Annotated in this window: 8 protein-coding genes; 6 read left to right on the top strand and 2 right to left on the bottom strand. The window is 65.4% G+C overall.

What is annotated here, in order from left to right; translation table 11 throughout:
- Positions 1-240 precede the first annotated feature (240 nt).
- From pglW to BOX37_RS28420, 6 genes are read left to right on the top strand one after another with little or no spacing between them, the layout of a single operon-like run.
- Positions 241-4,365 carry a BREX system serine/threonine kinase PglW gene (pglW, locus tag BOX37_RS28445; protein ID WP_071930296.1) on the top strand — a complete coding sequence of 1,375 codons (4,125 nt, stop codon included), beginning with the start codon at positions 241-243 and terminating at the stop codon, positions 4,363-4,365.
- Complete coding sequence (gene pglX, locus BOX37_RS28440; protein ID WP_071931952.1) at positions 4,362-7,880, top strand: BREX-2 system adenine-specific DNA-methyltransferase PglX; 3,519 nt, start codon at positions 4,362-4,364, stop codon at positions 7,878-7,880. The genes pglW and pglX overlap by 4 nt, the downstream gene beginning before the upstream one ends.
- Complete coding sequence (locus BOX37_RS28435; RefSeq protein WP_071930295.1) at positions 7,877-11,632, top strand: BREX-2 system ATPase PglY family protein; 3,756 nt, start codon at positions 7,877-7,879, stop codon at positions 11,630-11,632. Before pglX ends, BOX37_RS28435 begins: the two co-directional genes overlap by 4 nt.
- Complete coding sequence (gene pglZ / locus BOX37_RS28430; protein WP_071930294.1) at positions 11,632-14,340, top strand: BREX-2 system phosphatase PglZ; 2,709 nt, start codon at positions 11,632-11,634, stop codon at positions 14,338-14,340. The genes BOX37_RS28435 and pglZ overlap by 1 nt, the downstream gene beginning before the upstream one ends.
- Entirely contained in the window at positions 14,340-15,650 is a 1,311-nt protein-coding gene (brxD, locus tag BOX37_RS28425; protein WP_240505471.1) for a BREX system ATP-binding protein BrxD, read from the top strand. The genes pglZ and brxD overlap by 1 nt, the downstream gene beginning before the upstream one ends.
- The gene (locus BOX37_RS28420; protein WP_071930292.1) at positions 15,647-17,761 is read left to right on the top strand and encodes a DEAD/DEAH box helicase; all 2,115 of its coding nucleotides are present in this window, start codon (positions 15,647-15,649) and stop codon (positions 17,759-17,761) included. Before brxD ends, BOX37_RS28420 begins: the two co-directional genes overlap by 4 nt.
- Positions 17,762-17,821: 60 nt before the next feature.
- Here BOX37_RS28420 and BOX37_RS28415 read toward each other — a convergent pair whose 3' ends face one another.
- Both BOX37_RS28415 and mobF read right to left on the bottom strand, forming a co-directional pair.
- Entirely contained in the window at positions 17,822-18,757 is a 936-nt protein-coding gene (locus tag BOX37_RS28415) for a PGN_0703 family putative restriction endonuclease (protein ID WP_338039767.1), read from the bottom strand.
- A 743-nt stretch (positions 18,758-19,500) separates the two neighbouring features.
- Entirely contained in the window at positions 19,501-25,404 is a 5,904-nt protein-coding gene (mobF, locus tag BOX37_RS28410; protein WP_071930290.1) for a MobF family relaxase, read from the bottom strand.
- Positions 25,405-25,473 lie beyond the last annotated feature (69 nt).

The raw sequence follows: 25,473 nt of genomic DNA, 5'->3' as shown, positions 1-25,473 counted from the left end.
GTTCAGACGGTGCCGTCCGGGCGCGGGTGGTAAGCCGAACCCCGTCGGGTCGGTGCCGAGATGCACGGCGCGCATCCCCTCGTCAGCTCGAATCAGCATGCGAACGGGGTGTGTATCAGGTAGGTGAGGCGCGATCCATGTCAGCGCCACCTTGTAGGATCGTCCGGGCGGTCGATCGGCGCTGGACACAGCCGAGAACGTATCTAGTTTTACTGGTGGTGGGGGCAGGAAGGACGGCTAGTGCGCGAGGACTCGCGGCGGTGGGAGCAGATCAATCCCAGCCCGTTCGCACATGAACAGGACGGTCTTCGCGAACTGGCAAAATACCTGCCCGACAGGGATCCATACCACGTGTGGACCAATGTCGAGTTCGTCGCCTCGGATGGCTCTATCAACGAGGTCGACGCCCTGGTACTCACCACGCGAGGGCTGATCCTGCTTGAGCTCAAGCATTGGCAAGGATCGCTCAGCGGCGACGGGCAGCAGTGGGTTCGCCGCATGCCGGGCGGTCGGCTCGCGCCGACAGACAACCCCTACATTCTCGCCAACCGCAAGGCGAAGCGACTGGCCGGTGTTATCCGGCACTACACGGCGAAGCGCCCAGGTAAATCACCGAATATCTTCGTGGACGCAGCGGTCTTCCTGCACGCCCGGAACTTCAGCTCCACACTCGACGCGATAGGCCGCCAGCACGTCTATGGACTCGACGGTGGACAATCCGGGCTGCCGAGCCTGAAGGGCTTCCTGCTCGCCGGTCCTGGGCAAGGGCGGGCAATGATCGACGCGTCCGTCGGACGCCAGCTCGTGGAGTTGGTGAAGGGCGCCAACATTCGGCCGTCGGTGGCTGATCGGCGGATCGGGCAGCTGATTCTGCATCCGAAGCCTTTCGCCGAAGGAACTGGCTGGCAGGACTTCCTGGCCGGCCACGCGATGGACGCCAACCTGGTGCGCCGGGTGCGGTTCTATCTGACGAGCCGGGCCACCGAGGCCGACGTGCCGATCATCAAACGGGCCGCTGAGCGAGAGTTCCGGCTGCTGCAAGGTATTCACCATCCGGGCATCGCGCACCCGGTGGATCTGGTGGAGCATTCATTCGGTCCCGCGGTGATTTTCGACCACTCCGAGAGTTCGGTGCGGCTGGACCGATGGTTGCTGCAGGGCCGAGCCACCACCTTGGCTCAAAGGCTGCAGCTGGTGCAGGATCTCGCGGAGATCATCGATTATGCGCACTCGCGGCGGTTGTCGCATCGGGCGCTGCATCCGCAGGCGATCTTCGTCACCGCACACGAGCGGGGCAATCCGTCGCTGGTCGTCACCGACTGGCAGACCGGCGGACGTCTCGCCGGTGCGACGTTGCTGGGGCGTCTCGGATCCAGCGGTGACGGTATCGACCTGGGCATCTTCATCGATGACGAGGCGCGCCGCTACCACGCCCCGGAAAGCGCTCTGAACGCGCAGATTCCTGGCACTCAGCTCGACGTGTTCTCGTTGGGCGCGATCGCGTTCCACATCCTCACCGGCCGCGCCCCCGCTGACAGCGCCCAGCAGCTCGTCACGGCGGTGCACGGCCAAGGCCTCGATGTCGGCGCGGTGGTCGACGGCATGCCTGCAAGCCTTGTGGACCTGGTGTATCGGGCCACCCACGGCGACCCGCAGCAACGACTCGACAGCGTCAAGGCTTTCCGGCAGGGGCTCGAGGAGGTGTGGGACGAACTCACCGCACCCGAGCCCGAGCCGGTCACCGACCCGCTGGAAGCCAAGAAAGGCGATGTCCTCGAGGGTGGTTTGACTGTCGTGCAGCGCCTCGGTTCGGGTGCGACTGCGATCGCGCTACTGGTTCAGGTCGACGGCAAGGAGCGGGTCCTCAAGGTCGCGCGGGACGAGCAGCACGCGGACCGCTTCGCCTCCGAAGCCAGAGTGTTGGAGACCCTGCGTGACAGGCGGGTCGCCGCGCTGGTCAACGGCCCGATCGTGGTGGGCGGCCGCACCGCGATACTGATGGAGAGCGCCGGTCCGGTCACCCTGATCGAGGAATTGCGCAGCGGCCGACTGGCTTTGGAGCTGCTCGAGCGGTACGGCCGCGACCTGCTCGACATTGTCGCCTACCTCGAGGACGAGGGGGTGTGGCATCGAGACATCAAGCCGGCCAACCTCGCGGTGCGCCCACTCGGGAAGAACAATCAACGACACCTGTGCGTGTTCGACTTCTCGCTGGCCACGACCCCCGCCGAGCAGATCAACGCCGGGACGGTGCACTACCTGGATCCGTTTCTCGGGCCGCCACGGCGGATGCGTTATGACGCGGACGCCGAGCGGTTCGCGGCGGCGGTGACCCTGTATGAGATGGCGACGGGGACGTTGCCGCAGTGGGGTCACAACGCGAACCCGGCGGCGGTGACCGACGAGGTCACTCTCACCGCGGAGCTGTTCGATTCGGCTGTCGCGGAACGATTCGTCGACTTCTTCGCTCAGGCGCTCGCACGGGACGCGGCCGAACGGTTCGGCGGCGTGGAGGAGATGCGGGAGGCGTGGCGCCAGATCTTCCTCGACATCCCCGACGAGCCAGCGACGGTGGAACCGGCGGGTCCGGCGATGGTCGGTCCGGTCGCGGTGCCGATCACCCCCGAATCGCCGGTGACCGCTGCGGAATTGACGGCTCGGGCACGTTCGGTGCTGGAGCGACTCGGTGTGCACACCGTCGGCGAGCTGCTGGCTATGGACCTCTCGGCGTTGATCGGGGTCCGTGGAGTCACTCCCGCGACGCGTAAGGAGATCAGCACGCGGGTGCGCGCGTTGCGCGCCGAGATCGCACCGGCCACCGACGAGCAGCCGGATGTTCCTGTGCCGCAAGGCATCGACGCTGTGTGCGGGCTGCTCCTGCCGGAAGTCAACGCCCGCAACAGCAAGGAGATCACGGCGATGCGGGTCGCCCTCGGTCAAGCCGCGACCGACGCGGGCACCTTCCTGTCCTGGCCGTCGCAGGCACAGACCGCTGAGACCACGGGCCATACCCAACCCCAGATCTCCACCTGGCAGCGTAAGCACCTGAAGAAATGGCAGGACATGGCCGCGCTGGCCACGATCCGTGACGAGATCGTCGCGGTCCTCGATACGCGTGGCCTCGTGATGAGCGCCGCGGAACTCGCCTCGGAGTTGATCGCCGCGCGCGGCTCGTTCACCTCAGGACCGCGCCGGCTGTCGCAAGCCATCGGCCTGGTCCGGGCGGCGGTCGAGGTGGAGCAGGCGCGCGGTGGTGACTCCCGGGTCACGATCCGCCGATCCCGCAGTTGCGACACCGTTCTCATCGGGCGTGAGCCCGACGACGCTGAATCGATGGTGCAGGCGGCGGATCTGCTCGGTTACGCGGTGACGCTCGGACAGCGCGCGATCAAGCTGGCCGCGACTGACCCGTTGCCGACCCGCCAGCGTGGCGTCGAACTGCTGCGTACGGTGCCGGTGCCGGACGGGATGCCGCGCTTGAGTGACCAGCGGCTACTGCAGCTCGCGGCGACTGCGAGCAACGGCGAAGTAGCGTTGAGCGCGCAGGCACAGCTCTACCCGGTCGGGATGTCCGCCGAACGGGCGCTGCGGCTGTCGGCCGGCTCCCTGCTGGGTCAGCGATTGTCGCAGGACGCGGTCGTCGCACGTGTCCGGTCCAGGTTCCCGGCCGCTGAGCCACTGCCGGGCCGCCCCAAACTCACCGACCTGCTCGAAGAGCTCGGTCTGGAGTGGGACGACAAGACCAGCACCTACGCCCAACCCACCGTTCGGTCGCTCACCGGCACCAGGATGCAGACCTCGGTCGGGCGGCTGGTGGCACCTGCGGAAGTGGCCGCGGTGGACGACAAAATCACCGACACTATCGACCGCGGCGGGTTCTTGGCGGTCCTGGCCGGCATCAGTTCGGTCGAGTCGGCTCGGCGTTGCCTGCTGGCCCGGTTCGAGCTGACCGAGGTGAACGTGACCAGCATCCTGCTGGACCGGTTGCGCGCCTTGGGATTCGAATGGGACATGATCGTCGCGGCCGATAGCGGACAGCCTGGCGACCCGGACTTCCGTACGTTGACCGAGCTGGTGCAGCATGAGGTGGTACCGGTGATCACCGCAGAACTCGCGATGCCGAAACCGGTACTGATCACCGAGGCTGCGCCACTGGCCCGTTACGGTCAGCTCTCCGTGTTCCAACAGCTGGCCGACCACACAACGGTTCGACCCGCGGCACGGCTGATACTGGTGCCGGCTCGCCGACCGGAGCCCGCCATGCTCGACAACGCGCAGCTGCCGTTGGCGTCCCCGCGAAGCCAGTCGCTGTGGCTGCCCACACCGTGGATCAATTCACCGTCAGGAAGGTCGACCGCCCGATGATCGAGCTGAAAGCGCTGCAAGGCCAGGTCAAGTACCTGGTCGATGACCTGCGTACGCAGGTAGCGGCAAGCGGCGAGCTGGCGGTGGACCTCCAGTCGGAGTACGCCGAAGCTCGGTCCGCTGAGAGGCTTGGGGTCACCTTCGAAACCTGGCTTGAGGACGAGCTTGACCAAGCCGCCGTGGCGTGGGTCTTGGGATGCGTTTTCGTGCGGTTCTGCGAGGACAACGAACTCATCAAGGAGATCTGGTTGGGAGGCCCCGAATCCGGTGCCTCCACTGAGCGGGCGCTGCAAGCATTGCAGGGCTACCTCGTCGCCAACCCAACGCACAACGATCGGCACTGGTTGCGGGGAGCGTTCTCGCACTTGAAAGGTTTGCGTGCGACCAGTAAAATTTTCGATGAGCATAACGATGTGTGGCGGTTCGATATCTCCGCTGAGGCAGCTGAGAAGCTGTCGGAATTCTTCCGGCGGGGAGCAGGGCACCGGTCGCTTAAGTCGGAGACGATAGAGACCCGATTCCTGGGAGACCTCTATCAGAATCTATCCATTCATGCGCAGAAGAAGTACGCGCTACTGCAGACGCCAGACTTCGTAGAGGAGTTCATTCTCGACCGAACCTTCGATCCAGCACTGAAGGAGTTCGGGCTCGCCGAGATGTCCGTGATCGACCCCACTTGTGGATCCGGACACTTCCTACTTGGGTCCTTTGACCGGCTACTGCGGCTATGGCGGCAGCGGGAGCCTGGTACGTCTATCGATACGATCGTCGAACGAGCGTTGGGCCAGGTAACCGGCGTCGACCTGAATCCGATAGCCGTCGCGATCGCGCGTTTCCGGTTATTGGTTGCTGCGTTGCGTGCGACCGGACGGCGAGACCTGAATACCGCCTATCCAGTGCGTGTTGCGACGGGGGACTCATTGCTGGGGTGGACTCGTGAAGACAGCCGGTTTCAAGGTGACCTATTTGCTGAATCAGAGGGCAGGCCGGTCTTTGCTTACCACGCTGAAGACGGTGACCTGTTAGCTGAGTACCTCAGGCCTGGGGCCTACACGGTAGTTGTTGGAAATCCGCCTTATATCACCGTTAAGGACCCCAAGGTAAACGAATTGTATCGTAGCCTCTACGGCGAAGTTTGTTATCGCCAATACGCCCTTACGGTACCTTTTGCGAAACGCTTCTTCGATCTCGCAATAAAGGGCAGCTCGCAAGATGGTAGGGGCGCTGGATTTGTGGGGCAGATTACGGGGAATGCCTTCATGAAGCGAGAGTTCGGAAAGAAGCTGATCAATGAATATTTTGCGGCAAAGGTAGACCTTGCGGAGATAATCGATACGTCTGCCGCATATATTCCAGGGCATGGGACGCCGACCGTCATTCTTGTCGGGCGTAACAGGCTCGTGAGTCCGCGCTACTCCGGGCCTATCCTCGCGGTCTTGGGCGTGCGTGGCGAGCCATCTCAGCCTGACGATCCTTCTGATGGGCTGGTCTGGACGGCAATCGTGACGGGCATTGATCATCCTGGCCTGGATTCCAACTGGGTCAATGTTGCGAACCTCGCTCGGGAACGATTTGATTCGCACCCTTGGAGCCTGGCTGGAGGTGGATCGGGCGATCTTGTGGCTGAAATCGAGGACGGATGCAGCCGACTGTCAGAGATGGTTGACAGCGTCGGTAGAACTACGGCAACGGGAGCAGATGACGTATACTTCCTGCCGGACATCTCGACAGCTCGTCGCGTTGGTGATGAGGACTTCACTCGTGAGCTTGTGATCGGTGAATATGTTCGAGATTACGGGTTCGGTGGATCGATTCAAGTGAGAAACCCATACTCGGACAACCTGAATCGTTCAGTTGTTGCTGAGGATGCACGCCTGGTTTCCGTGAGTTTGTGGCCTCACCGTGCGCTACTTGCTAAGCGTATGATCTTCGGGCAGACGATAACCGACAATGGGAGACCGTGGTACTCCCATTTGGAGAACTACACAAGCAAGTTGCAGGTCGAGCTCGGAATTGGATTCTCGTTTGTTTCCACCCACAATCACTTTTCGCTGGATAGGGGTCGCCGTCTGTTCAATAGAACTGCGCCGGTGATCAAATTACCGGCGGGGGCAACGGAGGACGATCATCTGGGGCTGCTCGGCGTATTGAATTCTTCGACTGCATGCTTCTGGTTGAAGCAGGTCAGTCACGACAAGGGGAGCCAGTCCGGCACGGGCGGATTCATGCACGATGAATGGGAGCGGTTCTATGAATTCACCGGCACAAAGCTGGAGCAGTTCCCGCTGCCGTCGTCGTATCCAGCTGTACTCAGCCTCGAATTAGACACCCTGGCACGGGTACTCGCTGCATGTACGCCCGCCGTGATCGCGGTCTCCGAGGTCCCGAACCAGGGCTGCTTGGCATCAGCCCGCGCCGAGTACGAGTCGACTCGTGCCAAGATGATCGCGGCCCAGGAGGAGCTCGACTGGGAGGTGTACCGACTCTACGGTCTCCTCGATGAGGATCTCACTGCGGTGAAGCCTCCAGAACTGGAACTCGGGCAACGTGCTTTCGAGATCATGCTGGCCCGTAAGTTATCTGCGGGTGGATCAGAGACCCAGTGGTTCGCCCGGCACAACTCGATACCAATCACCGAACTTCCCGACCACTGGCTGGCAGACTACCGGGCTGTGGTGGAGCGGCGCATCGCTGTGATTGAGAGTGACCGGAACATCGGTTTGATTGAGCGCCCGGAGTTCAAGCGGCGGTGGGCAACTGACGGTTGGGATGCGATGCAGGCTGTTGCTCTGCGCGATTGGCTGCTGGACCGTCTGGAAGCACCCGAGATGTGGGGCGGCAACCCGACATCGCTGTCGGTCGCACAGTTGGCGGACCGGGTGCGGCACGACGAGGACTTCCGATCGGTTCTGGACCTATGGGTAGGCACTGATCAGCACGACCTGGTCAAGTCCCTTGGCAAGCTGATAGCTGACGAGCATGTACCGTTCCTGCCGTCCGCCCGCTACAAGCCGACAGGGTTGCGTAAACGAGCTCAGTGGGAGCGGACGTGGGCTTCGCAGCGGCGCGAGGATGTCGGCGAGGTGGTCGATATTGCAGCGCCGCCGAGGTATTCGTCGACTGACTTCACCAAGTCCAGCTATTGGCGGAACCGCGGCAGATTGGATGTGCCGAAGGAGCGTTTCATCTCCTACCCGAGCGTCGGCAGGGACGGTGACCCGACCCTGTTGCTCGGTTGGGCCGGTTGGGATCACCTGGATCAGGCGCGGGCGCTGGCTGCGATGTACATGGATCGCAAGACCGCTGGTGGCTGGCCGGCCGAGCGGCTGCTGCCGATTCTGGCGGGTTTGGCCGAGTTGGAGCCGTGGCTGCGCCAGTGGCACGGTGAACCGAAGGCCGGGTATCCAGGGACGCCGGCGGAGTTCTTCACTGGGCTCATCGATGGGGAGTTGTCCGGCCTGGGGTCGGATCGCAACAAGCTGACTGAACTGCGTGGCGTGGAGGAACTGGCATGACGTTGCTGCGGAAGCTGATCAGCATCCCGACCTCGGTCGGGGACAGCGACTTCGTGGTCAAGGCGTCCGAGGGAGCGGACCTGACCAACTATGTGGTCACCGACCAGCTGAGATTGAGTTTCGGTGAGGCGCTGACCATGGTCGGGCATGCGGTGAACACGCGGCGGTCGCAGGCGAAGTTCCTGCACGGTTCGTTCGGTTCCGGTAAGTCGCATTTCATGTCGGTGCTGCGGGAGATCCTGCGGCACAACACTGCCGCGCGTGAGGTGCCGGGATTGGCGGAGCCGATCGCTGACGCCGACGACTGGCTGCAGGGGCGGAAGGTGCTGTGTCTGACCTTCCACATGCTCAGTGCGAGATCGGTCGAACAGGCTGTGCTCGAGGGATATCTGAATCAGATAACCGCGCTGCACCCGGAAGCCGAGCTCCCCGCGGTGCATCAGTCTGACTCGATGCTCGTCAACGCGGCGGAGCACCGTAAAGACCTCGGGGACGAGAAGTTCTTCGCGAAGCTCGCTGGGGGAGGTGCGCCGAACGCGCCGGGTACCGGGCTGGCCGCTGCCGTTGCGAAACAACATGGGTGGACTCCGGAGCGCTATGACGCGGCTGTCGCGAGCCCGCCGGGGACCAAGGAACGTGACAGCCTCGTGAGCGCGTTGACCACCGCGTTCTACAAGGGCTCGGTGCGTAGCGGTGAGTACTTGGATCTCGACACTGGTCTGCAGGTCATCACCCGGCACGCGCAGAGCCTGAGCTACGACGTGGTGGTGTTGTTCCTCGACGAGCTGATCCTGTGGTTGTCGACTCGAATCTCGGACACGACGTTCGTCACCACCGAGGGTGCGAAGCTGAACAAGCTGGTCGAGTCGTCTGACACCGCACGGCCGTTGCCGCTGGTGTCGTTCGTGTCGCGCCAGCGTGACCTCGAGGAATTCCTCGGTCCGCAGGTCGGCGGCACTGAGCGAGATGTGCTCGCCGCGGTGATGCGAAGTGTGCAGGGCAGATTCGGCTCCGACATCGTGCTCGCCGACACGAACCTTCCGGAAATCACCGAACGCCGGTTGCTGCGCCCGGGCACCGCCGAGGTCCCGGCGGAACAGGCACGCGGGATCATCGATCAGGCGTTCGAGGCGGTTCGGAACAACCGTGAGGTGTGGGATGTGCTGCTGTCGGGTGCGCAGTACGACGACGCCGGTGTCGGGTCGGACCGGTTGACGTTCCGGCGGCTGTATCCGTTCTCGCCGGCTTTGGTCGCCAGCCTGGTCGCGTTGTCGCAGGCGTTGCAGCGGGAGCGGACCGCGCTGCGGGTGATGACCGAACTGCTGGTCCAACGCCGCGACAGGTTGGCGGTCAACGACTTGATCGGTGTGGCGGAGCTGTTCGAGCCGCTGGTGTTGCGTGGGGAACTGCCGGACCGGGCAAAGCTGAAGCAGCAGTTCCAAGCCGCGCGCGACACGTATTTGCAGAAGTTGCGGCCGCTGGTGTTGGCGCTCAACAACGTCACCGAGGCGCAATCCGCGACGAGCGAGGATTTCCAGCGTGATGACAGGTTGGTCCGCACACTGCTGCTGGGTGCGTTGGTGCCGGAAGTGCCTGCGCTGCACACTCTCACGGCGTCGCGGTTGCATGCGTTGAACTTCGGCAGCATTAAGGCGCCGGTGCCGGGCTGGGAAGCGCAGATCGTGATCGGTCAGTTGACGAAGCTCGCCGCTGATGCCGGTGAACTGCAGAGAACCGACGGTCCGGATCCGGTGTTCTCGCTGAAGTTATCGACGGTGAATTATGACCGGTTGCTGGATCTGGTCCCGGACCGGGAGACCACGACCGGGGTGTTGCAGTCGCTGGTGCGTGACATGGTGTGCGCGGGGATCGGGATTCCCAGCGGCGAAGGGACGTTCGGCGACCTGACCTATCAGCGGGACTGGCGGGGTCGGCGCCAGCAGGTGATCGTGACGTTCGCCAACGTGCGCGACAACGTCAATTTTCCTGACAGTGCGCTGTATGCGACGGGGGAGACCTGGCGGGTGGTGGTCGACTATCCGTTCGATATCGGGGGGAACCGGCGCGACGACTTGGCGCGGATCGAGCAGCTCGATCGTGGCTCGCGGACGGTGTTTTGGTTGCCGTACTTCATTACCGAGGAACTGCACACCAGGCTGACGCAGCTGGCGCGGATCAACTACCTCCTCGGTAGCGGTGGCAATGGGGACCGGTTGTCGAACCTGGCCACCGACTGGTCGGTGGCTGACCGGCAGGCGGGCAAAACCTACTTGCAGGACCGTCAGCGGCACCTGCGTGCGGCGTTGTCGGACGGGCTGCGGCGGGCCTACGGGGTGGTGCGGGCGCAGGCCACTGACACCGATGTCGAACCCGACGACGTCGGAGTGCTCCACACTCTCGCTGAGGGCGCCGCGCTCGGCGATCTGCGGGGCGGCACGTTCGACGCCGCGTTCGCCAATCTGACGGCTGACCTGCTGAAGTGGTCCTATCCTGGCGAGCCGAACCTGCCGGAGGACGAGAGACCGGTCACCCGGGCCGAATTGAACAAGGTCCTCGAATACGCGCGCGGCGCGGCGGCGGACGAGGCGCGTCGCGCGAAGGTCGAGACCACGAGCGACAAGTCGACGGTGAAGCGGATCAGCAATCACCTGCGGCTCGGTGAGCTGACGGAGAACATCTACGTCCTGAACAACAACACCTGCTGGTGGAGCAATCACTTGTTGCAGGCGGCGGCGCGGGCGGGCTACACCGACGACTATCCAGTCCAGGTGTTGCGCGATCTGCTGGAGCGGCCGGCCCGGGGGTTCGACCGTGACCTGCAGAATCTGATTCTCGCGGTGTTCGCGCTCGAACAGGGCTTGGCCTGGTATCAGGGGACTTCACGGTTCGCGGTGCAGGCAGTGCAGCAGGTGACCGACGCCTTGGTGCTGCGGCGGCCGGCGATGCCGGAACCCGCGTCCTGGGCGCGGGCGGTCGAGCGGGCCAAACCGATTTTCGGGGAGGCGTTGCCCGGTTACCTGAACCCCACCACGCTGGCCGAGTTCGGGACCACGATCCGGCGGATCGCCGCGCAATATCACGATCCGACGGTGCGGTTGATCGAGCAACTGACCGAGCATGCCGCGATCCTCGGGATCGACGCGGACGCGCGGACCGGGCGACTGGCCACCGCGAAGCGGGTGGCGCGGGTGCTGCGCGACATCAACGGCGAGTCCGACGATGTCGTCGTGGTGGGTTTGGTCGCTGAAGCCGACTTCGGTTCCGCCGACGACATCGCCGCGAGCACGGCGTTCAAACAGGCCCAGCGGGTGTGTGAGGCTCTCGGGCGCGCTCGGTGGACGCTGTTGTCGGCGATGGTCGACAAGGCTGCCGCTGACGAGCGGGCGGCGCTGATCGTCACCGAACTGCGCGACGCCGCGCGGCGGGAACAGAACGTCGCTGAACTGTCGGGGGCGCTCGAGCGTGCGGTGACCTCGACCGAACAGCTGCTCGCTATGCAGCCGCCACCATCGATCACACTGCCGACCACCAACCCGGCCCAGCCGATCGAACCCCTGGTGCCCTCCGACTCCGGTAAGGCTGTCAGCGACCCTGAAGAACACCCGAAGCAGTCGGGCGGAGGTACCCAGCCGGCGGTTGGCCGGTCACGTGAGGTGACCGACAAGGTGGCCGCGCAGGCGGTCCTCGGTGAGATCGAGTCGCTCATCGCGGCGGGCGCCAGGGTGCGGATCTCCTGGGAGGTGCTGCCGTGATGAGCCGGGAACCGGTGCGGCCGGCGGTGATTCGCCGGAAAGTCGAGTCCTGGCTGGGGGAGAAGGAAGACACCCGCCGGGTCATCGCGTTGCGCGCGATCCCGCAGTGGCCGGGTGATCCGGTGCTGCGGATCGGTGAGACCACGGCCCGTGTCGTCCCGTGTCCCACTCCGCTGGCGGTGCGGGCCGCGTTGCATGACCGGTCCGGTGATGAGCGGCTGGTGCTGCTCACCGAACTCAGCGACAGTGAGCTCGGCGACGGCCTGCTCGCACATTTGAGTCGCGCGCAGGTGCGCAGTGTCGACCGGTGGGACCTGGTCCGGCAGATGTTCGAGACCAACAATCTGGACCCCAGCATCGTGGACAGCCGCTACGGCGGCGGCAGCTGGATCGCCGACGCCCTCGCTCAGTACGCGCCCGAATCGGGTTGGCCGGCGCCGCCCGGCGTGATCGTCACCCGCGACCACGTGTTGCGGTGTCTGACCGCGCAATTGTCGGGTCTGGCACCCGACCAGCTCGACGCCGGTGGCCTGCTGGACTGGAGCAGCGACGCGGCGAAAGTGTTGCGGTTCAGCAAACTACCCGGCGACCTGCTCGAAGGAATCGCCAGCTATCTCACCGACATCGCCGGTCCGGCGGCGGTGCCGATCATGGCGGCGGTCCGTGCCGGGTACGGCAGCGACGCGATTCCGCTGGGTCTGCTCGCCGCCGCCGCCTGGCCCACGTCAACAGCGTCGATTGGTCCTGCCGCTGGGCGGGCAGCCGCAGTGGCCGATGTCGGGACGGTGGTCGCGGTCACGCGGGCCCGGCTCGAACCATTCTTCGGTGGCAACCGCCTGACTGATGCGCAGGCCAACGCGCTGCGGGCCACCGCGGAAGCCTGGGTGGTCCGCGCTTCCGACACCGACCCGCACGCGGTGGCCAGAATGTTCCACCGCGCGGAGAAACTGGCTGTCGACATCGACGCTGTCGCCACGCTGGGTGCTTCAGACCTGCTGCCGACCGGTTTCGCGATGCGGATGCGGGACTTCGGTATTGCGGTTCAGGCCGCGTTGTCGTCGAAGACCGTGACAGTCGACAAGGTCGCTGCCGCGCAGACGAAGCTCGACGTCGTCGAAGGACACCGGACCGCGACAGAGGACCACCACCGGGTCGAGACCGCGCGGATGGCGGTGCGGTTGTTGCGGTGGCTCGCCCTCCCGGAGTCCGCTGCGCCACGCACGCTGCTCGAGGCGTTGCAGCGGCAGATCCTGGTCGACGGCTGGGTGGACCGTGCCCGCCTGGATGTGTTCGCCGGTGACGTCGACATCGCCGAGGCGTACAAGGAGCTGTACCGCCGGGTCGACGCGCGGCGGGCACGCCACGACGAACAGTTCGCGGTCCTGCTGGCCGCCGACACCGCCGCGGAAGCGCAGCCGGGCGCGATGCTGCGGGTCGAGGACGTGCTGGATCGGGTGGTCGCGCCGATCCTGCGGCGCAAACCGGTCCTGCTGATCGTGCTCGACGGGATGAGCGTGGCCGCGGCGACCGAACTCGCCGAATCAGTGACCCGCACCGGGACTTGGCTTGAGCTCACACCCGGCGGTGGTCCGCGTGCGGGTGTGCTCGCGGCGTTGCCGACGATCACCGAGGTCAGCCGGTGCAGCCTGCTGTCGGGGCGGATCGCGGTCGGGCAGGCGGACGCGGAACGGGCCGCGTTCGCTGGGCGGTACCCGGACGGGATGTTGGTGCACAAAGGTGGCCAGCGATCAGGAGCCGGGTCGGTCCTTGATGCGGCGGTGACCGACGCGGTGGCCGATGACCGGGTCCGGCTGGTCGCCGCCGTGGTGAACACCATCGATGACGCGCTGGACCGCAGCACGCCGGGCATCACGGTGTGGAGCACCGACACGGTCGCCGCCGTACGGGATTTGATGACCTACGCGCGGAACCGGGTCGTGGTCATGATCTCCGACCACGGTCATGTGATCGACCGCGGTCCCGACGCGAAGGTCGTGGCGTCGCCGTCGAGCGAAAACCGTTGGCGCCCAGCGCAACCCCCTGCTGGTGACGGGGAGGTCGCCGTGCACGGGTCGCGGGTCGGTAAGGGCGGCGGCGCGGTGGTGTTGCCGTGGCGCGAGGAGTTGCGGTACGGGCCGCGCAAGGAGGGCTATCACGGTGGGGCCGCACCCGCCGAAGCGGTGATCCCGCTGCTCGTGTTCACCGCCGGCGACGACAAGGATGTACCCGGGTGGGCCGGTGCGCCGGTCGCCGGCCCCGACTGGTGGCGCGAGGCGCTGCCCGACACCCCGTTGGTGCTCGAGACGAAGACCGGCAAACGGTCCACGCCGGAACCGAGCTTGTTCGACGACGTCGACGCCAGCCCTGCCGAGGCTGCGCAGCAGGTGGCGCGTCCGGCGATGATCGAGGCGCTACTGGTGAGCGATGTCTACGCCCAGCGTAAGAAGGGGAACCCTCGCGGATTGCTGCCCGATGACCGGGTCGCGGCGTTGCTGGCCGCGTTGCTGGCCGGTGGTGGGCGGGCCACGATGGATACCATGGCCGCACACGCGGGAGTGCCCGCGCACCGGATCACCGGCACTGTCACCGCGCTACGAAAGTTGTTGCAGGTGGAGGGCTATCCAGTCTTGGACATCGACGCGGACGGTCAGACCGTGAAGCTGGACACCGCGCTGCTGTGTGAGCAGTTCCAGCTGGGGCAGCCGTGATCGGGAACGTGTCTGCCCGGCGCCGCCACGACATCATCGAGGCACTGCGCCGGGGTGCGGTGCCGGTCAACGGACTCGATGTGCTGGCGGTCGGGCTCGACCGGTTCACCGAGGCCCTCGACGCGGACCTGGACCGAGTCGCCAGCGGCGGCAGCGTGTTCAAGGCGGTCCGCGGTGAATACGGTGCAGGTAAAACGTTTTTCACCCGCTGGTTGGCTGAACGGGCCAAGCGGCGGGGCTTCGCGGTCGCCGAGGTGCAGATCTCGGAGACCGAGACGCCGCTGCATCGGATGGAGACGGTGTATCGGCGACTGGTGGAACAACTCTCGACGGAACAGTTCCCGCCCAGCGCGCTGCGGCCCATTCTCGACGGGTGGATCTTCGCGCTCGAGGAAGACGTTCTCGCCGACGGCACCGTGTCAGAAAACGACGCGGAAGCCCTCGACGCGGCGGTCGGGAAACTGCTGGAACAGCGCCTCGCTGACATCTCCCGCAGCACACCAGGTTTCGCGGCCGCCCTACGCGGCTACCGTGCGGCTGGCGCGGCCGGTGACCACGCGGGCGCGGACGGGCTCGCGGCGTGGCTCGGCGGGCAACCGCATGTCGCCGCGGGTGTCCGGCGTGAGGCTGGCGTCAAAGGCGACCTGGACCACTTCGGTGCGTTGAGTTTCGTTCAGGGACTGCTGACCGTTCTGCGTGACAGCGGGCACGACGGGCTGCTTGTCGTGCTCGATGAGGTCGAGACCTTGCAGCGGGTTCGCTCCGACGCCAGGGACAAGGCGTTGAACGCGTTGCGGCAGCTCGTCGACGACGTTCACGGCGGCCGATTCCCCGGCCTGTACCTGGTGATCACGGGAACACCAGCGTTCTACGACGGGCAGCAGGGTGTCCAACGATTGGCGCCGTTGGCGCAGCGACTGGCCACCGACTTCGGCCCCGACCCGCGCTGGGACAACCCCCGGGCGACGCAGATCCGGTTGCCCGGCTTCACGATCGAGGCACTGGTCGAACTCGGCGGGAAGGTCACCGACCTGTACACCGCGGCCTACGACTGCCCCCGAGTGTCCGAAACCGTCGACGCCGCCTACATCGAGGACTTGGCGCGCGCGGTGACGGGCCGGCTCGGCGGCAACGTCGGGATCGCGCCGCGGGTGTTCCTGAAGAAGCTGGTGTCGGACGTGCTCGACCGGGTCGAGCAGTTCCCCGAGTGGGATCCGCGCAAGCATTACGCGTTGACGCTGCGTGGCGATGAACTGACCGAGGTCGAACGGAACGCGGTCTCGGCCGACGACATCGATCTGCCGCTGTGAGCGAGCGCGCACTCGACAAGCTGGACCCGGTGCTCGTGCACCACATCGTCAACACGTTGGGCTGGCAGGAACTGCGGCCGCTGCAACGTGCGGCCATCGAACCGTTGACCGCGGGATCCGACGCTTTGCTGCTCGCGCCGACCGCGGGCGGCAAGACCGAGGCCGCGATGTTCCCGCTGCTGTCGCGGATGACCTCGGACAGCTGGCAGGGGGTGTCAGTGCTGTACCTGTGCCCGTTGAAGGCGCTGTTGAACAACCTCGCACCCCGCCTGGATCGGTACGCGGGCTGGGTCGGGCGGCGAGCCGCGGTGTGGCACGGCGACATCGGACAGTCCGGTCGGCGCGCGGTACTGGGTGAGCGGCCCGACATCCTGCTCACCACACCGGAATCGCTCGAAGCGATGCTGGTGAGCGCGAAAGTCGACCATCGCGACCTGTTCTCCGGGCTGCGGGCCGTCGTTATCGACGAAGTCCATGCGTTCGCCGGTGATGACCGCGGCTGGCACCTGCTGGCCGTACTGGAGCGGCTGACCCACCTCGTCGGGCGGCCGATTCAACGTGTGGGACTTTCGGCCACCGTCGGAAACCCGGATCAGCTGCTCACCTGGCTGCAAGGCGCAGGGGTGGGCACCCGCCCTGGGATTGTCGTCGCACCGGAGTCCGGGCGGTCCGGTGCCGTGTCGGGGCCGCCGCAGGGTGAAGTCGAACTCGATTACGTCGGGACACTCGCCAACGCGGCGACGGTGATCGCGTCGCTGCACGGCGACCAGAAACGGCTCGTGTTCTGTGAATCCCGGCAAACCGTGGAACAACTCGGGCATCTGTTGCGGGAGAAGGGGATCACGACGTTCCTGTCCCACGCGTCGCTGTCCGCGGACGAGCGGCGCCGATCTGAGGAGGCGTTCGCTGACGCGCGTGACTGCGTCATCGTGTCCACCAGCACCCTGGAACTCGGCATCGACGTCGGCGACCTCGACCGGGTGATCCAGATCAACGCGCCCTCCACTGTCGCGTCGTTCCTGCAGCGGATCGGACGGACCGGCCGGCGGACCGGCAGCACCAGAAACTGTCTGTTCCTCGCCACCGAGCCCGACGGGTTACTCAAGGCTGCGGGGTTGCTGTTGCTGTGGGGGAGAGGCTGGGTCGAACCGGTCGTCGCGCCACCGCAACCACTCCACATCGTCGCCCAGCAGATCCTCGCGTTGTGCTTGCAGCAGAACCGGATCGGTGACCGGCAATGGGTGCGCGAGTGGAACGGGTTGGCGCCCTTCGACTCCACCGCCGAACCCATCCTGCGGCACCTCATCGACCGGGGATTCCTCGACAGCGACGGCGGGATGCTGCACATCGGTCCGGAAGCCGAGCGGAAATTCGGTCGCCGCCACTTCATGGACATGACCGCGGTGTTCACCGGACCACCCGAATTCACGGTCCTCACCGGCCGCGTCGAGCTGGGGCGGATCGGTCCGAGCGTGCTGACCGAGGAGGTTCGCGGGGATCGGCGGCTACTGCTTGGCGGGCGCAGTTGGCGCGTCACCCATATCGATTGGCAGCGGCGGCGGTGCTTCGTCGAGCCGGCGGATGGGGGTGGCAAGGCGCGGTGGACCAGTCTCGGGACGCAAGGTCTGGGATTCGAGCTGGCACGGTCGATGCGGGATGTGCTGCTTGGGGAGGATCCGCCGGTCCGGTTGACACACCGCGCGGTGAGTCAGCTCGCGGTCTTACGCCAGGAGCATGCTGGCAGGGTCCATTCCGATGCGACGCTGATCGTTCGAGGTGACGACGGCGACGATGTGCGGTGGTGGACCTGGGCAGGATTCCGGGCCAATGCCACGTTGGTGGCCAATATGGGCGGCCTGGTCGATCCGTTCCAGCGTTTCGACGACCGCTTCATCCGGCTGCGGGACGGTGTCGATCCCGCGATATGGAAGGCAGCCGTGCCGGACCGAGACCAGCAACTGCGGATGCCGGAGGTGAGTGAGAAGGCGCTGACTGGTTTGAAGTTCAGCGCAGCCTTGCCGACCGAGCTGGCGATGGCTACGTTGGGGGCACGAGTCGCCGACATCCGTAGCGCAGAGGAGGTCTTGGCGGATCGGGTGCGGTTCGCCTAGGAACCGATCGGGTGAGGCGCTACTCCATCGCAGCGTGGGTCGCCAATTCTCGTTGCCCGGCTACCGAAGGCTGCTTGAGCGCGGGCTCGGTTGTGGCCACGCGCTCACATGCTCGTCCCCATAGCGGAGTTGCAATAGCCGAGCAGTGGTTCGCTGACTTGGTGGGGCCGTAGTCGCGATTGATTCGCAGGCGGTGCGGAGCGATATCAATTGCACCACTGATGTGGTGACACATTCCCTGTACTTGTTGACGATTTGGCCAGCTGAGGTATCCAGCTCGTGGGCCAACACGAGTAGAGAGACGGGTGTGCGGATGTTGAGTGATAGGCCGTGCGATGTCGCCAATGCGTGGATGCGTGTGAGCTGATTCACGCGCCGATCTGTCAGCACGTGCGTGGGGTCCGCCCAGATACCGCTATTCATGGCCAGCTCGCGATAGGAGGGTGTGGAAATGTCCACGTACCGGCTGTTGAAGCGGTCCGTATACTTGATCTCGATCGCGACGACCTCCGTGCCACGGGCGCCCGCGACGACGACGAGGACGTCGATGCGGGTCTGATCATTGAGGTGCTGGCTGCGGCGCGCAGGAGCGAACTCCAGCTCAACGGTGTCGATGCTCGTGAGGTCGACCCGGCCGAGCCACTCGTTCAAGCACCTGAGGAGCCATGCGTCGTCCTGGCTCAGGAGGCCGAACAGGTTGATGGTCAGTGCCTGGCTGGAGGTCATGTAGGCCATGGAAGACGGGTCGATTCCCCACCCTGCCGCATGCCGGGCATCGTACAGCTGTTTGACGGCGAGGGAGACAAAGTTCAGACCGGCGGCGGCGTCCTGTTCGCACAGCACGCTACCGAGTTGCCGGGGAGAGCGGCCTCGCGTCGTGCCCCACCGCGGAAGCCCGAGCACCGTTGCTCGATACCATGATTGGTGGAGTCGGACTCGGCGGAGGAGTGGCCCATCGCCTGGGTTCTGAGGTCCGAGGGCCTGTTCCGGTTCCATCGTGGGTATGGCTCCTGCGGAGTAGATCGGGGACGGTGGGGTCAGCCCGCGGCCGACCCATACAGACGATATAAGGCCTGATCGTTAGGTTCGGCCCCGCCCTGCGTCATTGGCGCGGCCACGGATCGGCAATCTTGGATGCCGCATCCCTGCGTGCAGCCTTGCTTTGATATCTTTTCGGCCACACCGTGTTCGGGTGGAGCATCAATTCCCGAATATCGGCTGCTGCAGGCTCTGGTCGCACAATAATCACGGCGGGCAATGTAGCTCAGCGAGATTCAACAGCGCGAATCCTCAGCGGCCTTGCGAAGTCTTGTCAAGCGTCTGCCCAGCTACGCCGAATCGTGGTCCATTCCCCGTGCCGACCGCAGCGCGCCGCGGAAATCATTGTGACCCAATATGATTCAGAATCAAGGGTTGGCGTGGCTTGGAGCTGGAAAAGTCCCAAGTCGAGTGTTCGCGCGGGTCATGTGCTGTATCGACGTGGCTATGGACACAAACTGGAGAACATTGCATCGTTGTCAGACAGACCGCTCGGCGCCTTCGTTGGCACGTGAAACCCCGCCGCTGGCTGTCTGTCTGGGTGGGACGCAGAGCGCGATTGTTCCGCTCGACGATCTGGCCCGAGGTGTTGTCTTGGCTGGTTCCCGCGGGTGGATCCAGTGTGCCCGACAGCATGAATCGGCCTGGACTGTCACTCGCGCGAACGATACCCAGGGCAGTCCAGGCTCCTGGTTTGACGACTAGAGACCCATGCCCGATCGGTAGTCAGGCCCGGTGCCCTCTACTGCAGAGCGTTCCTCAACCGTGAACTCATCGGCGGTGGCCGCATGTTGTTGGCGCGCGCGTTCTTCCAGCCGCCGTTGAGGATTGGTCAGATTCTGTCGCCTGTTGTGTTCTGCGCGATGAGCAGCGAGCTCGGATTCGAGCCCTTGGTGGAGCGCCGCGACGGTGGCATCGCGTGCGACAGTGCTTTCGGCGGCAGCTCGAGATTGTTCACCGCTTCGGCGCGTCTCGTCGTCGGCAGCGGAGCGCTCGGCCTGGGCAATCAGTTCGTTGGCGTGTCGGTTCGCCGCACGGGCGATGTCGCGGGCCTGTTGATGTTCCGCGCCACGCTCGCGATGTTCTCGAGACAAGTCGTTGATACGGCTCTGCATGGAGTGGCGTGCCGCACGCCTGATCAGGGGCAGCGCGTCGAGCGCTTCGCGGGCAGTATCGAGCGCGTCGCTGGTAACGCGGAGTCGCCGGATGGCGCTGTCGAGTTCGTCGGCGCGCATTTGTGCGGTGTCGCGGGCAGTGTCGGCAGCATCCTGGTGTGCGACCACGAACGGGTCGGGTTCGGAGTCGAAGCCGTCGTGTCGGATGGGTGCGAAGAATTCAGCCTCGGTGGCGGAGTTGCCGAGCCGTTGGGCCAGTCCGTCGATCGCGTCGGCGAGGTCGCGATCGGTCAAACGCTGCAGCGGCTCGAGGACCGGGAATGGCTGTTCGGTGAGCGGATTGTTGGTCAGCCACTGCTGGATGACAGCGCGCCCGGGTTGGTCGAGTGTGCGCCAGTCGCGGCGCAGCATCGCTAGCGCCGCAGGCGCAGGCTGTGTTTCGGCGATGTGCGCGCATCGCGCGACCAAGTGATCGGCAGGGTTGTGGTCGGGGATACCTGGCCGTTCGTTGTCTCGGCAGTCGTGGCAAAGACCGTCGTCGGAGTGTCGTGGAGGTACGGGGGAGCTGGCGTTGCGGGGACGCTCGGTGCTGCAGTCGACGCACGGCAGGCCAACGATGGCGGGCATTGCGGCCAAGTCGTAGTCGATCGGGTAACCAGCGCCTGACGGGCTGTGCCGCTCTCCCGTTAGTGCCATATAGCGGCTGTCGAAACGTTCGGCGTCGTCGAGGTAGGTGTCGAAGGCGTCGTTGCCGGCGGCCTGAATCGGGTCGAACACTGCCGGTGTGATCGTGGGGTCGACGTGTTCGCGGTGGTCGTAGACAGGATGGGGTCGGCCACGCTCCGGTTCGGTATCGCGGTGGAAGGTATGCGGATCGGTCGAGGGGGTGCACGCGTGGATCAGCGCACGGTGTTGCGGGAATTGTTGCTCGGCCCAGCGCAGTCGAGCCAGCGCGACGGGGAAGCTGTACTGGTAGAGGGTTTCCGAGACTGCGGTGAGGACCGCTTGTTCGTCGTCGGACAGCTCGGTGCTGAAGCCCCGGAATGCGGCGACAGCGTCAGCGACTCGCCCTGTCGCGAACAATCGGGCGATGCCTTCGATACCAGTGACGAGGTCTTCCTCAAGGGGGTCGCTGATAACGGTGACGACAGTAGCGTCGTCGGGTTCATTTGCGGTCGGCGCGGCTGTAGCAGAACTGGCCGAGGGCTCCCTCTCGGCGTCTGGGGTGGTCGGTTCAGGCGCTGGGGGTTCTGTCTCCTGGGTGGGTGGTTGCGGTGTCGGGGTGTGGTGGTGCAGTGCGTCGATGCGCCAGGCCAGTGCGGCGGCGAGTTGGTCGGCGCGCAGCGGTGCAGCGTCGTCGGGTTGCGCGCCTTGGAGAAGTTCGTAGGCAGTGACGAGTAGATCGCGAGGCGACCAGGTACTGGTGGCCCGCTCGACGGCGGCGACGACACGAGGCCAGGCCGGTTCGGACGTGACTTGTTCGGACATGTCGGTGCCCAGAACGGCTTCGAGGTCGGGTAGCCAGTCGGGGCGGAGTAGGTCGGTGCCGGTGGTGTCGAGGGCGGAAGGTTCCAGTTCCAGGCGCGCCCACAATGCCGCGGCGGGCATCTCATCGGGTAACGGCCGCTGTGTTGCCGCATCTGTCAGCAGGCCGGTGATGTCGAGTCCGGAACGCGCGGCGAGGTCGATCTTGTCAGCCACGACCGGCCACAACGCATCGGTGCTGATACGAGAATCGAGGTTATCGACGACGTCGGCCCATCGATTGCGGGGGAGTGCCGGGTCACCGTAGGCGTCGATGACGCGTTGTTGCAGACGTTTCTGGTGTAGGCGTTCGAGGTCGGTGTAGCGGGCGGGGCCGGTGGGCCGGGTGTCGGTGTCGGGGACGTGGAGTCCGGCCCGCCACACCGCGAGCTCGCCGATCAACGCAGGATCGGTGCCCAGCAGTGGTCGCGCCCACGCGGGTGCGGTGGCCGGTGTCCACCCTGCCGCGGCATCACGGATCTGTTCGACGAGGGCAGACACGATCCGTTCGCGTGCCCGAACAGGTTCAGCGAGAGCTTCATCGGCAACACCGGTGGGGAGTCCTGGCGTCCAGGACAGAGGTCCTCTGCCGGTGGAATGCGCTCCAGAGGGATCCAGACGCCAGTCCAGCACCGCGGCAGGATCGTCGGCGGTGTCGAGCTCGCGGGCAGCCGCCGCAGAGCGAAGTGCGGCTACTGGATCGGCGCCGGTGAGTGCGATCAGGGCCAGGTGTTGGCGGAGCACCGGGTAGGCGGGGCTCTCGGTCAAGTCGGGGTGAATGGTGTCGGCGGCACGGTCGAGTTCTGCGAGACGGTCGGAGCCGAGGGCGTGTTCGGCGGCCAGGCCGAGGGTGTCGAGGTATATATCGACCGCCCGCCCGATTCGCAAAGCCGGGTCGAGGGCGTCACGGAGTTCGGTGTGCGCTGACTTCTGTGCCCCGTCGCGAGCCAACACTCGCTGTAAAACTTCGACTGCGGTGCGCGGGTAGACGGCGGGTTCGGTGTAGATCGAGCCTTCGGCGCCGTCGAGGGCGGTGGCGATGTAGGCGTGGTTGGCGTGGATTCCGCGGGTCATCGCGACGTAGAACTGTTGGCGGGATTCGCGCCCGGACAGTGCGACGTGGCAGGCGTCGGCGGTGATTCCTTGTGCGGAATCGATCGTCGCGGCGTACCCGAGGTGCACATGGACGCGCACATACTCGACCGGAAGCCGCACCGTTTTGTCGGTGTCGGTGCCTCCGCGTCGATGCGAAACCGTCAGTGAACCGTCCTCATGGACGTCGGTGATAGTCCAGGAGTAGCCGTTGCGGACCCAATCGGTGTCGCCGAAACGCAGCTTCGGGTTGTTGCGTCGGGTGCGCACAGTGTCACCGACCGAGCCGGAAAGACCGTCCACGAGGGCCACTTCGGTACCGGTTTTCGTGCCGGTTCGGGTGAGTCTGTCGGCGCGGGCGCGTGCGTTGAGCGCGCTCACGACCTGATGTGTGGGTGCCAACATGACCGCGTCGCGACCGGCGACGTTGTCAGCGGCCCACGCTGTGTAGGTGTCGTCGTAGACCGATCCGGTGTGCCCGGCGTGGATGCGGTCGTTGTCCAGATACCAGGCCAGCGCGGCCGGGTCGCCCTCGCGCAGCCCGATCGAAGCCGTTGCTTCGCCGGTGGATGCGAACCGGACCACGTGCGAAAGCGTCAACGTTTGCTCGGGGGAGGCGGCGTTCATGTCGGCATCGGCGCCACCGGCTTCGATCGCGGGCAGTTGCCGGTCGTCGCCGATGCAGCGCACCGTCGCGCCGCGTCGGGAGAGGAACTGCAGCAGCTGGAGACGTTTGGTGTTGCCGAGTTTGACGTGCTCGTCGACGATCACCAGCGTTCGGTCGTCGATGTCGAGGACCCATTGCGGCAACGACGGCGGATGATCCCGCACGATCGTGGGCGAATCCGTGCGCGGGGAGTGGCGGTTGATGACGTCGAGAAGCTTGTCCACGGTCTCGGCGCGGGTATTGATCGACTCCCCGAGCACAGCAGCCGCCGCAGCGGTGGGCGCCATCCCGAGGACGGTGCCGCCGCTGGAATGCCATGCGCTGGTGAGAACTTGCATGGCGGTGGTCTTGCCGGTTCCGGCAGGGGCGTTGGCGGTATGCACACGCAACCCGGACGTGGCGAAAGAAGAGATGACACCGACCTGGCCGGCATTGAGCGGCCGATCAGGATGCGCGGTGTTGTAGTCCGTGACCGCGCTGGTCAGCAGTGCGGGATCCAGGATGCGGGCGCCGGGCTCGATCGACAGCTCGATGAGCGCAGCTTCGACATCGAGAGTGGCTTCGGTGGTGTAGATCTGGGAGTTCGGGCGTACATGAACGGGGCTGCTGTCGCGGTGGCGCAACCAGGCGGGCACCGCCCGCAGCCCGCGCTCGTCGGTGAGGTCGGGATCACCACGCGCGACCGCAGACCGTGGTGAGAGCGCGTCGGCGACAACTTTGTCGGGAACCCAGGCCCAGTCGGCCGGGCTGATCTGGCCGCGCAGTTGGCGTTCGACCTCGGCACGCAGATTGAACGGCCGCCACGTCGAGCGTCGCTGCGACGCTGCGGCCAGCGCACGCTCGGCGGTCGCGGCGATGAATACGGCGTCCGGGTCCGGGCGAGGTATCCGCGGCACCGCCACCACGCGTATCGCTACCGCTTCAACCGGCTCACGGCCACCGAGCAGCGTGGTGGCCTGGGCCAGCCAGGTCTCACTTTGCTGGGTGTGCGACTCCGGAAGGTGTTTGGCCGGACGGGTATCCAACGTCGCCCGGTCGGCGAGACCGTAGACCTCTTCCGGGGTGGGTTCGCGGCCGAAGGTTGTCTGGAAATCGGCGGTGAGTTGGTCCAGGCGCGCGTTGATCGCGGTGCCTCGCTGCGACCAGGCGTGGATCAGTTCCAGCGGGACGCCGATGACCTCACGGACGGGGACTTGGTGGATGTTGCGGTCGGGGCGGGTTTCGAACTGCAGATTGAGTGCGAGTTCGAGATGGTGCTCGAGGCGGGAGTCGTAGATCTCCGAGACCGTGACGGCGGCTTCGTGGAACAGCCGGGAGTCGATCGTGCGCCATTTCCCGTCCAGGGTGCGGACCTTGTTGGCGATCAGGACGTGGGTGTGTAGGTCGGGATCGCCTGCGCGGCTGTCGCGATGGGTGAAACAGGCCGCGACGATCCCCTCGACTTCGACGTGTCGGACCCCGTTACGGCCGAGCCGGGTGAACAAGCCGTTGCGCTCCAACCACGTCAACGCATCACCGATCGCACGCTGGTGGGCGGCCTCGATCCGGGCTGCCATGTCCGGTGGGGCCAACGCCCACAGCACCGACACACTCTTCACCGGGGAGAAGGCGATCTCGAGACCGGCCAGCGCGGCCTGGTTCACGCGCGAGTTTTTGGCGACCCATCCCGACAACTCTCGTGCGTTCAGAGGTGGGCGGCCGTACTCGGTGGTGAACATTTCGGTCGCGACTCGCGAGCGAATATGTGCGCGTTCGTCGTCGGGAATTGCGGTGGTCGGCTCTATATTCCGTTCCGAATTGTGCGCACGGTAGGCATCGGTACAGCGCTTGCGGTACTCCGAACGAACCTTGTAGACGGCGAATTTGTTGCCCAATTTGGTTGCCTTCTCTGCCGCACGGGTGGCGTCGCGGTCGTCGGCGCCGAGCGCGATCTGGCGTTCGTAGACCTCAGTCTTGATCTGTTCGGCGTTCGGATGAAGGCCCTGACCGAACAGCGACTTCATCTGAGCCTCGGTCACTTCCGTACCAGCGGCGATGCCGAGCGCGGTCAGTCCGGTGCCGTGCCAACGTCCGGGTGCTTCGCCGTGATCGGAGTAGTACTGCGACAGCGATGACCGCCCACGAGCGGTTCTGTCGTTCGCGGCGGTTTTCCGCAGATAATATTGGTAGCCGTTTCCTGCGGCGACTCGATGAATGGTCGCGACCATGCCTCCATGAAGCACCAATGAATTCTCTTGGCGCAAGGGGCAATTAATTCGGTTGGACTACGCTGGACA

This window comes from Nocardia mangyaensis (assembly GCF_001886715.1).
In the GTDB taxonomy this organism is placed as follows: domain Bacteria; phylum Actinomycetota; class Actinomycetes; order Mycobacteriales; family Mycobacteriaceae; genus Nocardia; species Nocardia mangyaensis.
This window is presented reverse-complemented; position numbering and strand designations above follow the sequence as displayed.

Bases quoted from the DNA above. Each gene is read 5' to 3' on its own strand.
- pglX (WP_071931952.1), top strand. From the start codon at position 4,362: ATGATCGAGCTGAAAGCGCTGCAAGGCCAGGTCAAGTACCTGGTCGAT.
- mobF (WP_071930290.1), bottom strand. From the start codon at position 25,404: ATGGTCGCGACCATTCATCGAGTCGCCGCAGGAAACGGCTACCAATAT.
- BOX37_RS28435 (WP_071930295.1), top strand. From the start codon at position 7,877: ATGACGTTGCTGCGGAAGCTGATCAGCATCCCGACCTCGGTCGGGGAC.
- pglZ (WP_071930294.1), top strand. From the start codon at position 11,632: ATGAGCCGGGAACCGGTGCGGCCGGCGGTGATTCGCCGGAAAGTCGAG.
- BOX37_RS28415 (WP_338039767.1), bottom strand. From the start codon at position 18,757: ATGGAACCGGAACAGGCCCTCGGACCTCAGAACCCAGGCGATGGGCCA.